We start from the raw sequence: 14389 nt of genomic DNA on the forward strand, positions 1-14389 counted from the left end.
GATGGCCGGTCTGGTTCCCGCCAACGCGCCGCAAGGCGCTGCTGGGTCTCATCCACCCGGTCAAGGCTCCGTGCTGGAGCCGCTGATGAACGGCCAGGGCAATATGGGCCAGCGCGCCCGTGCCTTCGCCGCGCAGCCGGTCGTGAAGAAGGCCCTGCCGTGGTTCGTCGGCATGGCCGGGCTCGGCATTGCCGCGCTGCTGTGGGCGACCCTCGCCCCCGGCCCGCAACGCGTGCTCTATTCCTCGCTCGACGATGCGAGCCGGGCCTCGGTGGTCGCCACGCTCGACCAGGCGGGGATCGACTACCAGATCAATAACGACACCGGCGCGCTCAGCGTGAGCGAGAGCGATCTGTATCGCGCGCGCATGGTGGTTGCCTCCAACGGTTCGATCGCCGCGCCGGAAACCGGTGCCCAGATGATCGAGAACCTGCCGCTGGGCGCCAGCCGCACGCTGGAAGGCGACCGCCTGCGCGCCGCGCAGGAACGCGAGCTGATGCTGACGATCCAGGAAATCGACGGGGTCGAGAGCGTCCGCGTGCATATCGCCAAGGCGGAACGATCGGTCTTCGTACGCGAGAACGTCGCGCCTTCGGCCTCGATCATGGTCCGGATGGCTCCGGGCCGCGAACTCGCCGAAAGTCAGGTCTCCGCGATCGTCAACCTCGTCGCCGGATCGGTGCCGGGCCTCTCGCCCGATGCGGTGCGCGTGGTCGACCAGCACGGCAAGCTGCTGACCGACAAGCGCGAGGGTGCTGGCAACGAACGGCTCGACCTGCAGACCCAGATGGAAGCCAAGCTGACCGCGCAGGTCGACCAGTTGCTCTCCCCGATGATCGGGGCGGACGCCTTTTCCAGCCAGGTCCAGGTCGAACTCGACATGAACGAGGTCACCTCGGCGCGCGAAAGCTATGACAAGGACGGCGCGATCCGCCGCGAGACGACGCAGCAAAGCTCGACCTCGCAGGCTCCCGCCGCGGGCATCCCGGGGGCGACGGCCAACACCCCGCCCGCCGATCCGCAACTGGCGGACCGCGCACCGCAGGATACCCCGCCCGCCGACGGCGCGCAGACGATGGGCGACACCTCCGCATCGCGCACCTACGAACTGGGCCGCGAAGTCTCGGTCTCCAACCTCACCCCCGGCGCGCTCAAGCGGGTTTCGGTCGCGGTTGCAATCGACAAGAACGCGATGGCCAATGCCAATGCCGCCGACATCAAGAAGATCGAGGAACTGGTTTCCGCAGCGGTCGGCGCGCAGGATGCGCGCGGCGACAAGGTCACCGTGATGATCCGCCCCTTCACCGAAGCGGTGGTCGACAAGCCGGCCTTCTACGAGACCGGCTGGTTCGCGATGGTCGTGCGCAACGCGGTCGCCCTGCTCGCCGTGCTGCTGGTGCTGCTGCTGGCGGTTCGCCCTGCGCTCAAGATGCTCAAAGGCAAGGGAACAAAGGGCGACAAGGCAGGCGCAGACGCAAACGCCGCCAATGGCGCGGCGCAGATCATGCTGCCTGCCAGCGGGTTCGACCGGGAAGACCTCGACGCGCAGATCCAGCTCGCCCAGCGGATCGCGCGCGAGCAGCCCGACGACGCGGTACTCGCGCTCAGGCGCATGCTCGCCGAGCCGGTGACGAGTGAGGCCGCACGATGAGCGATCTCGCCGCCACCCCGGCCACGGGCCCGACCGCAGGGATCGACCGGGCCGCGATCATGGTCATGCTGATGAACGAGGAGGACGCCACCGGCATCCTCTCGCAACTCGCGCCGGAGGAACTGCGCCAGCTCGCCGCACGCATGTGCAGCCTGGGCGAGATCGACCCGAGCGCCATTGCCGAGGCGATCTCCGGCTTCTCCCGCTCGATCGACAATGGCAGCATCTCCGCCCACGGGCGGGTCCACAGCGTCAAGCGGATGCTGACCAGCGCGGTCGGCGACATGAAGGCCGACAGCCTGATCCGCCAGGTCGCACCCGACCAGAAGGAAGAACCTTCCGCCGCGCTCGGCATCCTGCGCTGGCTCGATCCGGAGGTCATCGCCGACCTGCTGGTGGACGAGCATCCGCAGGCGATCGCGGTGCTGCTGCTGCAGCTCGATACCGATACCGCCGCCGCCGCGCTGGCCGCGCTGCCGCGCGAACTGCACACGCCGGTGCTGCACCGGGTCGCGCGGCTCGGCCCGGTGTCGCGTCAGGCGATCACAATCCTGGAAGAGACCATCGATGCGATGATCGAGAAGCTGCACGGCTCGGTCCCCATCACCATGGGCGGGGTCAAGGAAGCGGCCGAGATCATCAACCGCGCGCATCGCAGCGTGGAAAAGGAAGTGATGCCCAAGATCGGCAAGATCGACAAGGTGCTCCACCAGCAGCTCGAACACGAGATGTTCAAGTTCGAGCACCTCTTCACGCTCGACACCAAGCAGATCGGCACGCTGCTGCGCGAAATCGAGAACGAGACGCTCATCAATTCGCTGCGCGGGCTGGACGAGGAGGATCGCGAGATCTTCTACGCCGCGATGTCAACCCGCGCGGCAGACGGCCTGCGCGACGAGATCGAGACCATGGGCCGGATCAAGCGCGCCGATGTCGATTCCGCACAGCGCGAGGTGATCGCGATCGCCAAGCGCCTGATCGCCGACGGCGATCTGATCATGGGCGATGCCGACGATGACTACGTATAGGCTGCCGGTCACCCAGCTGCGGGAGCGGCGCGGGTTCACCCCCAACGCCACGTTCCGGGGCGCGCACACGCAGGCGCAGCCCGCCTATGCCGCCAATTCCGATGCGCCTGCAAAGAGCGATCCGGTGGCCGAGGCGCATGCGAGGGGATACGAAGAAGGCCGCGACGCTGCGATGCGCGAAATGGCCGCGATCCGCGCGGAGGAAGACGCCGCGCGCGCAGCGATCACACTCGCCTTCGCGCGCTTCGACGAGGACAGCGCGCAGGCGCTGCGCGAACGCCTGCAGGAAACCGTGATCGCGCTGTGCGAGGATGCGGTGCTGCCGCTCGCGCTCGACACCGAAGGGCTTGCCCGCCGGGTGGAGGCCGCCGCCGCGCTGCTCCAGCGCAAGACCGACGAGCGCGTGATCCGGATCCATCCGACCGACCTCGCGCTGGTCCAGCCGCTGGTCGATCCTGCGCTGACCCTGCTGGCTGATCCGTCGATCGAACGCGGCGGGCTGCGGATCGATACCGAGGACGGCGGGGTCGAGGATGGCCCCGGCCAGTGGCGCCAGGCGATCGCCGAAGCGCTCTCGCAATGCTGAAGGCCCGGTAATGCTGAACCTGATCGACGAGACGCTTGGCGATTTTTCCGGCGGGTCGGTCGACCTCGCCCCGCGCCGCTTCGGCCGCGTGGCCGCCTGCGATGGCGGGCTGATCGAGGTCAGCGGGCTGGGCGTGCCGATCGGCAGTGTCTGCTTGATCGTCCATGGCGGCGGGCAACGCCATTTTGCCGAGGCGATCGGCTTTCGCAACGGCAACACGATCATGATGATGCTGGGCGACACCGTGCTGCTGCGCCCGGGCGCGATGGTCCGCCCCGAAGGGCGCCCCGGGATGGTCCCGGTAGGGCGCGAATTTCTGGGGCGCGCGGTCGATGCGTCGGGCCAGCCGATCGATGGCGGCGGGCCAGTGCTCGCACGGCGCGAATGGCCCGCAGGCGGGTGGCGGACCGGCGCGCTCGACCGGGCGAGCGTCTCCCAGCCATTCGATACCGGCATCCGCTCGCTCAACGCGCTGACCACGCTCGGCGTGGGCCAGCGCGTGGGGATCATGGCGGGATCGGGCGTCGGCAAATCGGTGCTGATGGACATGATCGTGGGTGGCGCGGAAGCCGACGCGATCGTGGTCGGCCTGATCGGCGAGCGCGCGCGCGAAGTCTCGGACTTCGTGTCGCGCCACATGAACGGCCCTGCGGGGGAGCGGACCGCGATCGTCGCGGTGCCTGCCGATCATGCGGCCAACCTGCGCCTGCGCGGTGCTATGCTGGCGACCTCGATCGCCGAAGAAATGCGCAGCCAGGGCAAGAAGGTGCTGCTGATCCTCGACAGCCTGACCCGCGTGGCCCACGCCGCGCGCGAGATCGGAATGCTGCTGGGCGAGCCCGGCGCGGCGCGCGGCTACCCACCCTCTGCGCTTTCGACCATCACCAAGCTGATTGAACGCGCGGGCAATTCCGCCGAGACCGGCGGGGCAATCACCGGGATCTACACCGTGCTCGCCGATGGCGACGACCAGAACGATCCGGTGGTCGATACCGCCCGCTCGATCCTCGACGGGCATATCGTGCTCTCGCGCGACATCGCCCAGCGCGGGCGCTACCCTGCGGTCGATGTCGGCGCGTCGCTCAGCCGCGTGATGAACGACATCGTGCCCCCGGCGCATGTCGTCGCGGCACGCAAATTCCGCGCGCTCAACGCCACTTACGAGGAAAACCGCGATCTGGTGCTGATGGGTGCCTATCGTCCGGGGCAGGACGCAACGCTCGACAAGGCGATCGCGATGCACGCCGGCATGTCCGCCTTCCTCGGCCAGGATATCGCCGAACATGTCGGGCTGTTCGAGGCGGTCGGCCAGCTTGAGGAGCTGATGGCGGATGACGCCTGAGCAGCGCCGCTACAGGCGGACCCGGCTGATCGAGAGGGTCCGCACGGTCGAACAGCGCCAGTCCGCGCTCGCCGCTGCGGAGGCGGAGGCCCAGCGCGCCCGGCTCGACGCGGTGTCGGCCAAGACCCGTGCGCTGGCCACCCACTACGCCTCGCTGACCGACGCGACCGATGCGCAGAGCCTGCGCCGCTCGGGCGCGATGAGCAGCCAGCTGCGCGATCTGAGCGCGACGGCGGAACGTCACGCCCGCGATGCGCGCAACCAGTCCGAGGCATCGCTCGCCGCGCTCGCCCAGACCGAACGCCGCCGCCGCCGTGCGGAAGAGGATTACCGGGCCGCCGCGTCCACCTTGCGGGAAAAGCTGGCCGCGCGCTGAGCGCCCGATTCCCGCCCCTTCCCCGCTTTGGCACGCATCTTGAATAGCGCGTGCGGAACTGGAGACGGGAACCCCAATGACAGCGCTATTCCTAGACCTCGGCATCGCCAAATCGACCCGCATTCCCGGCTTCCCGCTCGACGGGCTGCCACCGCTCGAGCCGGGCGGCACGCTCCGCGGTGCCTTCGCCGAGGCGCTGGGCAAGGCGGCCACAGAAAGCGATGCAGAGGGCGCGGATGCGCCGGTTGAGGGCGGTGGCGGCGATGACGCCCTGCCCGACGGGGCCGACCCGCAGGCGCTGGCGAGCGACGCTGGCGGGCTGCCGATAGCGGTCGCCATTCCCACCACTTCTAGCACGCCCAACATCGACACCGCGACGCCGAGCGAGACCGGCAAGGCCACGGCAATTGCCGCAGCACCCGGCAAGACCTTGCCGGATGCGCAGCCCGATATTGCCGTTGCCTCGCCCATTTCGCCCACGGAGAGCGACGGCGCTGCAAAGGCAGAGCCGACACAGGACGGCGCGGCGACGACGCAGCAAGGCACCGGTGCGGCGCAACCGCTCGCGCTGCTGGCGATGCGCGGGCTGACGATACCTGCGGGCGCAACGGGCTCCGCGCAGCCCGGCGGCGATCAGGCAGCTGGTGCCTCCCCCGCCGGTCGTACAGCGGGTGCCGCAGGCACCGCCACCGCGCTCGATCCGACGGCGCTGGCCACCAGGGGAGAGGAGGGCTCCGCCCCCGGCGAGGGCAAAGGTGAGAGCAAGGGCGACGGCGCGCAGCGCGGCGATGCGAAGGGCGAGGCGGCAGGTCGGCTCGCCACGAAACTCGCCTCCACCGCCGCCTCCGGCAAGGCCGATACGGACGGCGCGCAGCAGGGCTTCAGCATCAACGTGCGCGCCGCCGAGCGGGCCGGTGCGACCGATGGTCAGCAGGCAGGCACATCCTCACCCACCGGCACCGCCGCGCTCGTCGCGGGTGCCGCGCCCGGAGCCGCAACGCACGCGCCGCTGGGCGCTACGAGCGGCACCGCCAACGCCATGCCCGGCTTCCCGGAACTGGCCGCGCTGGTCGACCGGATCGCCGCCGCGCGCGACAGTGCGGGCGGTGGCAGTGCGACCGTCTCGCTCGCGCACAAGGAACTCGGCAATCTGTCGCTGACCTTTGAGACCAGCGGCCGCACGCTGGATGTGCAGGTCTCCGCACAGGACAATGAAACGCAGCGATCGCTCGCCGCGGCGCTCGCCGCCGACCGCCCGCATATCCGCGCGCCGGAAGCGCAGCAGGCCCCGCCCCAGCAGCACCAGCAGCAGGCGGGCGCGCAGGGTGGCAGCACGACGCACGGCGGCCAGGCCGATGCGCGCCACTCCGGCGCTGCGGGCGATGGCCAGTCCGACCGGCGCGACAATGCGCGTCAGGCGGGCCGCGACACCGGCCCCGGCGCAGGCTCCGGCCAGCCCGGCTCGGGCCCGAAATCCGACGGCGGAATTTACGCCTGATTAACCATCAGAACCTAGACGGAATTAACCATGAGCAACGACGCCCAGACGACCGCTGACGACGCGCCCAAGAAGAAGAAGGGCGGCTTCATGAAGATGCTGCTGATGGCCATCGTCCTGCTCGGCGCAGGGGGCGGCGGCACCTATGCCGCCTTCGCCACCGGCATGATCGGCGGCGCCGCCGAGAAGAAGGAAGACACCGGCCCCGAATACGTGCTGAAGGGCGAGGAAGACCCCTACGCCGTCAAGAGCGAGAAGGGCGAGGAAGAGGGCAAGGTCGTCCACGGATCGGGCGGCAGCAAGTACCGCACCGCCTATTACGAATTTCAGGACGAATTCACCTCCAACCTCGCGGGCGGAATGGACCTCGTCCAGATCAGCCTCGCCGCCTCGACCCATAAGGACGGGCGCGTGCTGATGTGGCTGCACGACCATGAACTTGCGATCCGCTCGCGCATCCTGGTCGAACTCGCCTCCACCGATGCCGCCGACCTTTCCAGCGCACAGGGCAAGGAAAAGCTGCAGCAGCGCCTGACCAAGGCGATCAACGACGAGCTGATCGCGCACGAAGGCTTCGGCGGGGTCGACAACGTCTATTTCCGCTCGCTGATCATCCAATGATCGAAACCGCGGCACCCTCCGGCACCCGCACCGCGCAGCACTGCGAGCAGCTGCTGTCGAACTCGCTCGAGACGATCGACGTCGCGGGCGACTTCGCACGGCTCGGTACCCGGCTCGCCCGCGCGCTCCAGCCGCGCTTCGCCGCGCTGTTCGATACCCGCAAGCTCGAAGTCGAACTGGTCGACACCGCCTCCTGCGCGGCGGACGCGCTGGGGGAGACGCTGGGTTCGGGGATGCACCACGCGCGTTTCGCGCTGCCGGTGAAGGGGCTCGGCATCCTCGCCAGCGCCAAGATCGGCGCGCTGATCGGCGAATTCGACCGGATGCTGGGTGGTGACGGCGATGCGCCCGAAGACGCACGCGTCCTGCCCGCCTCCGCCGATCGCTTCTCGCGCCAGATCGAAGGCGAAGTGCTCGCCGCCTGTGCAGAGGCCAGCGGCCGGGACGATCTGGCCGCTGCAGCCCGCGGGACTGTGCTGCGCCAGATCGTGCCGTCCTCGGCGCAGGCGCCGGTCCACCTGGCGACCTTCGCGGTCAGCCGGCCCGATACACCCAAGTTCATGCTCACCATCGCGGTGTGCGAGACCACCTTCGTCCAGTTCGCGGGTGAGGCGCCCGGGGGCAAGCCGGTCCGCCGCACGCTGGGCGAACTGCCGCTCGACCGCTCGCCGCTCGCCCATGTCGAGATGACCGCGACCGCGACGCTGGTCGACATGACGCTGCCGCTGCACCGGATCGCCGGATTGCAGGTCGGCGCGCTGCTGCCGGTCTCGATCCATCGCAGCGTTCCGCTGTCGATTGCCGACATCACCATCGCCCTCGGGGCGGTGGGCGCGCTCGACGATCGGGTCGCGCTCGAAATCCACTACACCGCACTTGCGAAGGACATCTAAGCCATGACCATGCCATTCGATGGCTACGGCCTGATCCAGGAAATCGACGTTCGCCTGACGGTGGAGCTGGGACGCAAGAACCTGCCGCTGCGCGAGATAATGGCGCTGGGCGAGAACAGCCTGGTCGAACTGGACCGGCTGACCGACGAGCCGCTGGACATCATGGTCAATGGCCGCCTGATCGCGCGCGGCGAAGTGGTCGCGCAGGGCAATCGCTTCGCGATCCGCATCCTCGAACTCTCCGGCGCGGGCGCACCTGCGTCCACCCCGACCAGCGCGCCGCAGCCGACCGTGCGCGGCGCGGACGGCGCACCGATCCAAGACCGGCGCGCACCGCCGCCCACGGTGGAGCAGCTGTAATGCTGCTCTACATCCTCAAGCTGCTGATCCTGCTGCCGCTGATCGGTCTGATGATCTGGGGCAGCCTGAAGCTGGCCAAGCGGATGCAGGGCCAGCTGGGCGCACCCGGCGGTGGCGGGGAAAAAGCGGTCCGCATCGTCGAGACCACCATGCTCTCCCCCACCCTGCGGCTCGCGGTGATCGAGTTTCACGGGCGTGAGATCCTCGTCTCCACCTCCAAGGGCGGGCTGACCCGTCTGGCCGAGGCTCCGGCGCGCGCCAAAACGCCCGCTACCGCTAGCGACATGGGCTCCACGACCATCGCACAGGAGCACGCTGCGTGATCGCACGCCTCGCCAGATGGGCCGCCACGCTCGGCGCGCTCGCCTATACCGGGATCGCGCAGGCGGCCACCGCCGTGCCGACCGACAGTGCCGCCGCAGGCGCGCTCGACCGCGCATTCGGCGAGCTTGGCGGCGCGGGCGGCGAACCGCTGAGCCTCTCGCTCCAGCTGCTGCTGGTGATGGGGCTGCTGACCTTCCTGCCCGCGATCCTGCTGATGATGACCAGCTTCACGCGGATCATCGTGGTGCTGGCGATCCTGCGGCAGGCGCTGGGCCTGCAACAGTCGCCGCCCAATCAGGTGCTGATCGGGATTTCGCTGTTCCTCTCGCTGTTCATCATGGCCCCGACGCTGGACCGGGTAAACACCGCCGCGATCGAGCCCTATTCTGCCGGGCAGATCAATGCCGAGGTCGCGATCGAGCGCGCCGGGGGCGAATTTCACAAATTCATGATCCGCCAGACGCGCGAGAACGACCTGCAGATGTTCGCCGACATCGCCAATGCGCCCAAGTTCGCCAGCCCGCAGGACGTGCCCTTCTCGATCCTGCTGCCTGCCTTCGTGACCAGCGAGCTGAAGACCGCGTTCCAGATCGGCTTCATGCTGTTCCTGCCCTTCCTCGTGATCGACCTCGTCGTATCCTCCGTCCTGATGAGCCTGGGGATGATGATGATGAGCCCGATGCTCGTTTCGCTGCCTTTCAAGCTGCTGCTGTTCGTCCTGGTGGACGGGTGGTCGCTGCTGATGGGCTCCCTCGCCTCAAGCTTCGTGTGAACCTGACCAATGGATGAAATGTCCGTCCTTCTCTCGCTGGCCGACCGGATGCTGTGGACCACCGCGCTGGTCGCCGCGCCGATCCTGCTCGCCGCGCTGGGCCTGGGCCTGGTGATCGGGCTGATCCAGGCGGCGACCTCGGTCAACGAACAGACGCTGACCTTCGTCCCCAAGCTGGCGGCGGTGGCTTTCGTGCTGGTCGTGCTGGGCGCATCGATGATGGCGCTGGTGACCGATTTTACCCAGGACATCTTCGTCGAGATCGCCCGGATCGGGGATTAGAGCAGCGCCATGATCGCGCTCGATTTCGGACTTGGCGGTTTCGAGGCCGACATCTGGCGGGTCGTGTTCCTGATGACCCGGGTGGGTGCCGCGCTGCTCGCCGCGCCCTTCTTCGGCGCGTCCAACGTGCCGGTGGTCGTCCGCATCTCCTTCACCGGCGCGATGGCGATCTTCATTTCGATCTGGCTGCCCGAAGTCGCCACGCCCCCCGCCCTGCTGACGCTGGACGGCATGCTCGCGCTGGCGGGTGAGGCGCTGGTCGGCCTGATGCTGGGCTTCGTCCTGCAGATCGCCTTCGCCGCGCCGACCATCGCCGCCGAAGTGATCGGCGGCAGCATGGGGCTGAGCATGGCGACCACGACCGATCCCAATGGCGGCGGCAGCACCACCGCCTTCGGCCAGTACTTCATCATCGTGCTGACGCTGATCTTCCTGGCCACCAATGCTCATCTGCACTGGCTCGCGCTGGTCACCGAAAGCTATCGCGCGTTCCCGCCGGGCCAGACGTGGATCGGGCCCGAGCGGTTCGAGACGATCTTCATGTTCGGCGGCACTTTGTTCGAAACCGCGCTGCGGATCGCGCTGCCGGTCACCCTGATCCTGCTGCTGGTCCAGATCGTCACCGGCATCCTCAGCCGGTCGGCCCCCTCGCTCAACCTGTTTGCGCTGGGCCTCCCCGCGGGCGTGCTCGCGGGCATCGCCGCGCTGATCATCGCCGCCCCGCTGATCTACGATCAGTTCACCGATCTGGTGCAGGTCGCGCTCGCCCAGGCCGAAAGCGTGATGGCATCATGAGCGAGACCGCGGGCGAGAAGACATTTGCGCCAACCGAGAAGCGCCTGCGCGATGCCGCGAACAAGGGCGACGTGCTGCGCTCGAAGGATCTGGGCACGGCAGCGGTCATGCTGGTCGGAGCGGCCTGGCTCGCCTTTGCCGGACCTTGGCTGCTGAGCGAAATATCCAACCTGCTGCGCGAAAGCTTCCAGTTCGATTCGAGCGAGATCGTCGATTTCCGGCCCGACCGGCTGATGATCGAAGGGCTGACCGCCGCGCTGCCGCCGATCTTCGCGCTCGCGGTGCCGGTGATCATCGTCACCCTGCTCAGCCAGCTGGCATTCGGGCGCGGGCGGTTCGTCGCCAAGAACCTCGAATTCAAGCACACCCGGATCAACCCGGCCTCGGGCCTCAAGCGGATGTTCGGTCCCAACGGGCTGATCGAGATGGGCAAGGGCATTCTCAAGGTGGTGCTGCTGGGCGGGCTTGCGGCGCTGTGGTGGAGCTATTCCTACGAGAACCTGCTGGGTCTGGGGCGCGGCAACCTGTCGCAGCAGCTGACCACCGCGTGGTGGTCCGTCATCTCGCTGTTCCTCGTCCTGTGCGGCGGGCTGGTGGTGATCGCGGCGGTCGACCTGCCGATCCAGTGGGTCCGCCGGAACAAGAAGCTCAAGATGAGCCATCAGGAAATGAAGGACGAGAACAAGGAGAGCGAAGGCTCCCCCGAAGCGAAGTCCGCGCGCCGCCAACGCCAGCGCGATATCGCCGCAGGCTCGGTCTCGGGTGCGATGCGCGAGGCGCAGTTCGTGATCACCAACCCGACCCACTTCGCGGTTGCGCTGACCTACGACCCGGAAAAAGCCTCCGCCCCGATCGTGCTCGCCAAGGGGCGCGGGGAGAAGGCGCTGGCGATGAAGGAGCTGGCGCGCGAATTCGGCCTGCCCACGCTCGAATATCCGCAGCTCGCGCGCTCGGTCTATTTCACCAGCCGCGAACGGCAGGTTATCTGCGAGGATCTGTACGGCGCGATCGCTGCCGTGCTGGCCTATGTCCTGTCACTCAAACGCGGCGAAATGCCGCCGCTGCCCGCGATCGAGGTGCCCGTCGCGCTGCGCTTCGATGCGGATGGGCGGCTGAACTAGCGCGCCCTTCCCGGGCACCCCGGTGGCGGCAGAAAAATACCGCCGCCAGCCATTAAGTCGCGCCGCGCCCTGCCGTTCTTGCAGGTGATGGAAACGACCCGCCCCGCCTCCGCCTCCTCGATCGCGACCCGTCTGGGCGTCGGCAGTGGGACCGATATGGTCGCGCTGGCGGAAGATCTGGCACGCGCGCAGTTCGAACCGCGCCAGCAGCGGCTGGAAAGCCGGTCCGAAGTGCTCGAGCGGCAGATCTCGCTCGCCTCGACGCTGCGCAACATGCTGTCGGGCTTCGCCAGCGCGCTGGGCGACCGGGTCCGCACCGGCGACCTCTCCGCCCAGCCCAGCATCGCCAACTCGGCCATCGCCCGGGTTTCCGCCCCGGTCGGCACCGCGGGCAAAGGCACCTATTCGCTCGAAGTGACGCAGCTCGCCAAGGCGCAGACCCTCGCCGGGCCGGCTTTTTCCGCCGCGACCGACACGGTCGGCGCGGGGCAGCTGACGATCCGCTTCGGCGCGACCGACAATGCAGCCTTCACCGCAGACGCGTCCAAGGACGCGGTCACCATCGACATCGCGGCTGGCGCAACGCTGGCCGATGTGGCGAAGGCGATCAACGCCAAGGGATCGGGCGTCACCGCCTATGTCTCGCAAACCACCAGCGGCGCACAGCTGGTCCTCAAGGGGCCAGAGGGCACCAATAACGGCTTCGTGATCGAGGCGAACGAGGATGCGGCAAATCCCGGCCTCGCCAATCTCGCCTGGGCACCCGGAGACGATCCTGCGCGCCTGCTCGCGACCTCGGGCGATGCCGCCTACAAGCTCGACGGGCTGGAGCGCACCAGCCCCGGCAATAAAATCGAAAATGCCGCGCCGGGCCTCTCGCTCGACCTGACCGGGACCAACCCGGGCAACCCGACCACGATCGGCTTCGGCGATCCCAAGGCGGCGGTCATCAGCGCGATGACCGATATCGTCGGCGCGCTGAACGAGATTGCGGGTGAGCTGAATTCGGCGACCGACCCGCTGACCGGCGACCTCGCTCGCGATTACGGCGCGCGTGCGCTGCGGCGCGAATTCTCCTCGCTCGGCAGCAAGGTCATCATGCCCAACGCCGCCGAGGGCACTCCGCGCACGCTCGCGGAGCTCGGTCTCGGCATCCAGCGCGACGGCACTTTCAAGCTCGACAGTGCACGGCTGGAACAGGCGCTTGCCAAGGACCCGGAAGCGGTCGCGGCGATGTTCACACCCGGCATCAACGGGATCTTCGCAACGATCGACCGGATCGCGCGCAACAACGCGATGTCGAGCGACCCCGGCTCGCTCGCCGGATCGGTCTCGCGCTACACCGCGCTGTCGCAGGATCTCAGCGAAGACCTTACCGAACTGGCCGAGAAACAGGAGGCGCTGCGCTCCTCCATGGTGGCCCGTTTCTCCGCCTCGGAAGCCCGCATCACATCCTCACAATCGACTCTGGACTTCCTCAAGAGCCAGATCGAAGTGTGGAATTCGCAGCGTAACTGATCATGCTGGCCGCCAACCGACCCCGCGACGCCTATCGGCAAAGCAATTTCGACGCCCGCATCAAGGGCGGCACGGCGCAGGATATCGTGGTCTATTGCCTCGACGAACTCGCGCTCACCATGGGCATGCTGCGCCAGGCGGACCTGCGCGGCAACCGTGCGGGGCGCAGCGAATCGATTACCCGGGGCATTGCGATCCTCACCGCGCTGGAAATGGGCGTCGACCGCGATACCGAACTCGCCGGCAGCCTGCTGCATTTCTACGAGGGCGCGCGCCACCTCCTGCTGGCCTCGGCCGCAAACACCGATGTGGCCGCGATCGAGCAGCTGCGCGCCGATGTGATCGAGATCCGCGACGCACTGCGCAGCGCGATCTGATTAACCCTTTTCGGACCCATCTTCCCCGCGCCCTGACGGCCACGGATTGACAAACTCCGGGCCGCATCCGAACATTGCGCAGCCTGCAAGGCATTGAACTCTCGCACATTTGCGGCCCGATAGGGTATCCGCAGCGCAGGGCCAGCCGATGGGGGGGCGTTAAGGATCATGGGGCCGGGATGGACAATGTCTTCGTAATCGACGGAAATGGGGAACGACGGGCCGAGATCGGCCACGTGCTGATGGAAGGGGGCGGCCATGCCGAACCCTTCGAGACAATCGACGAATTTCTCGCCTTCGGCTCGAACGAGGGGACCGCGCTGGTCAGCGACGAAGACGGCGCGGCGATCCGCCTGTGCGAGAAGATGCGCGACAAACCGCGGCTGGTGCCGGTCGTCGGCTATGCGCTTTCGCCCGACATCGGCCAGGTGGTTGCGGCAATGCAGGCCGGCGCGGTCAGCTATCTCGGCTGGCCGTTCACACGGACGACCCTGACCGAGGAACTGGCGCGGATCGCGCCGATGGTGAAGCGCACCCTGGCCGAACAGCGGCGACGCGCACACGCCAGCGCGCTGCTGGCCGGGCTGACCGCACGCGAGCGCGAGGTGCTGGTCAGCCTGACCACGCTGGGCACCAACAAGGCAATCGCCAAGGAGCTCGATATCAGCCCGCGAACGGTGGAGAAGTATCGCGCCACTATCCTGGTTCGGCTGGGCGTCGAAAACAGCGCGCAGGCGATCAGGGTCGCGGTCGAAGGCGGGGCGTTGCAAGCCGCGCAGCTGGTCGGTTCGTCCAGCGCCTCCACCGGTCGGGTCGCGGTCGGCGACGTGATCGGTTAGCTGCGA

The 14389-nt window shown here is 68.1% G+C and carries 17 protein-coding genes; all 17 read left to right on the top strand.

Annotated elements, in window-relative coordinates; genetic code table 11:
* Position 1: 1 nt before the first annotated feature.
* The 17 genes from fliF to K7H93_RS04915 all read left to right on the top strand — a co-directional run bounded on the left by fliF (position 2) and on the right by K7H93_RS04915 (position 14383).
* Complete coding sequence (fliF, locus tag K7H93_RS04835) at positions 2-1651, top strand: flagellar basal-body MS-ring/collar protein FliF (protein WP_230782718.1); 1650 nt, start codon at positions 2-4, stop codon at positions 1649-1651.
* Positions 1648-2679 carry a flagellar motor switch protein FliG gene (locus K7H93_RS04840; protein ID WP_230782719.1) on the top strand — a complete coding sequence of 344 codons (1032 nt, stop codon included), beginning with the start codon at positions 1648-1650 and terminating at the stop codon, positions 2677-2679. The genes fliF and K7H93_RS04840 overlap by 4 nt, the downstream gene beginning before the upstream one ends.
* Positions 2666-3265 (top strand): FliH/SctL family protein, encoded by a 600-nt coding sequence (locus K7H93_RS04845; protein WP_230782720.1) that lies wholly within the window; start codon positions 2666-2668, stop codon positions 3263-3265. Before K7H93_RS04840 ends, K7H93_RS04845 begins: the two co-directional genes overlap by 14 nt.
* 10 nt (positions 3266-3275) lie before the next feature.
* The gene (locus tag K7H93_RS04850) at positions 3276-4607 is read left to right on the top strand and encodes a FliI/YscN family ATPase (RefSeq protein ID WP_230782721.1); all 1332 of its coding nucleotides are present in this window, start codon (positions 3276-3278) and stop codon (positions 4605-4607) included.
* Positions 4597-4983 carry a hypothetical protein gene (locus tag K7H93_RS04855; protein ID WP_054526362.1) on the top strand — a complete coding sequence of 129 codons (387 nt, stop codon included), beginning with the start codon at positions 4597-4599 and terminating at the stop codon, positions 4981-4983. The genes K7H93_RS04850 and K7H93_RS04855 overlap by 11 nt, the downstream gene beginning before the upstream one ends.
* A 76-nt stretch (positions 4984-5059) precedes the next feature.
* A complete protein-coding gene (locus K7H93_RS04860; protein ID WP_230782722.1) occupies positions 5060-6481 on the top strand; it encodes a hypothetical protein in 1422 nt (473 codons plus the stop codon).
* A gap of 30 nt (positions 6482-6511) precedes the next feature.
* Complete coding sequence (locus tag K7H93_RS04865; protein WP_230782723.1) at positions 6512-7102, top strand: flagellar basal body-associated FliL family protein; 591 nt, start codon at positions 6512-6514, stop codon at positions 7100-7102.
* Entirely contained in the window at positions 7099-7995 is an 897-nt protein-coding gene (locus tag K7H93_RS04870) for a FliM/FliN family flagellar motor switch protein (protein WP_230782724.1), read from the top strand. The genes K7H93_RS04865 and K7H93_RS04870 overlap by 4 nt, the downstream gene beginning before the upstream one ends.
* A gap of 3 nt (positions 7996-7998) precedes the next feature.
* Positions 7999-8355 carry a flagellar motor switch protein FliN gene (gene fliN / locus K7H93_RS04875; protein ID WP_230782725.1) on the top strand — a complete coding sequence of 119 codons (357 nt, stop codon included), beginning with the start codon at positions 7999-8001 and terminating at the stop codon, positions 8353-8355.
* On the top strand, positions 8355-8678 hold the full coding sequence (locus tag K7H93_RS04880) for a flagellar biosynthetic protein FliO (protein WP_230782726.1): 324 nt from the start codon (positions 8355-8357) through the stop codon (positions 8676-8678). Before fliN ends, K7H93_RS04880 begins: the two co-directional genes overlap by 1 nt.
* On the top strand, positions 8675-9451 hold the full coding sequence (gene fliP / locus K7H93_RS04885; RefSeq protein WP_230782727.1) for a flagellar type III secretion system pore protein FliP: 777 nt from the start codon (positions 8675-8677) through the stop codon (positions 9449-9451). The genes K7H93_RS04880 and fliP overlap by 4 nt, the downstream gene beginning before the upstream one ends.
* Before the next feature lie 9 nt (positions 9452-9460).
* On the top strand, positions 9461-9733 hold the full coding sequence (locus K7H93_RS04890) for a flagellar biosynthetic protein FliQ (protein ID WP_010233953.1): 273 nt from the start codon (positions 9461-9463) through the stop codon (positions 9731-9733).
* Positions 9734-9742: 9 nt separating this feature from the next.
* The gene (gene fliR, locus K7H93_RS04895; RefSeq protein WP_230782728.1) at positions 9743-10528 is read left to right on the top strand and encodes a flagellar biosynthetic protein FliR; all 786 of its coding nucleotides are present in this window, start codon (positions 9743-9745) and stop codon (positions 10526-10528) included.
* Positions 10525-11649, top strand: a complete 1125-nt coding sequence (locus K7H93_RS04900; protein WP_230782729.1) for an EscU/YscU/HrcU family type III secretion system export apparatus switch protein — start codon at positions 10525-10527, stop codon at positions 11647-11649. Before fliR ends, K7H93_RS04900 begins: the two co-directional genes overlap by 4 nt.
* 87 nt (positions 11650-11736) lie before the next feature.
* Positions 11737-13167, top strand: coding sequence for a flagellar filament capping protein FliD (fliD, locus tag K7H93_RS04905; RefSeq protein WP_230782730.1), 1431 nt, complete (start codon positions 11737-11739; stop codon positions 13165-13167).
* 2 nt (positions 13168-13169) lie between these two features.
* Positions 13170-13544, top strand: a complete 375-nt coding sequence (locus tag K7H93_RS04910) for a flagellar export chaperone FliS (RefSeq protein ID WP_010233944.1) — start codon at positions 13170-13172, stop codon at positions 13542-13544.
* 179 nt (positions 13545-13723) lie between these two features.
* Positions 13724-14383: a response regulator transcription factor gene (locus K7H93_RS04915; RefSeq protein ID WP_010233942.1), complete on the top strand. Its 660-nt coding sequence runs from the start codon at positions 13724-13726 to the stop codon at positions 14381-14383.
* Positions 14384-14389 lie beyond the last annotated feature (6 nt).

This window comes from Citromicrobium bathyomarinum (assembly GCF_021021475.1).
In the GTDB taxonomy this organism is placed as follows: domain Bacteria; phylum Pseudomonadota; class Alphaproteobacteria; order Sphingomonadales; family Sphingomonadaceae; genus Alteriqipengyuania; species Alteriqipengyuania bathyomarina.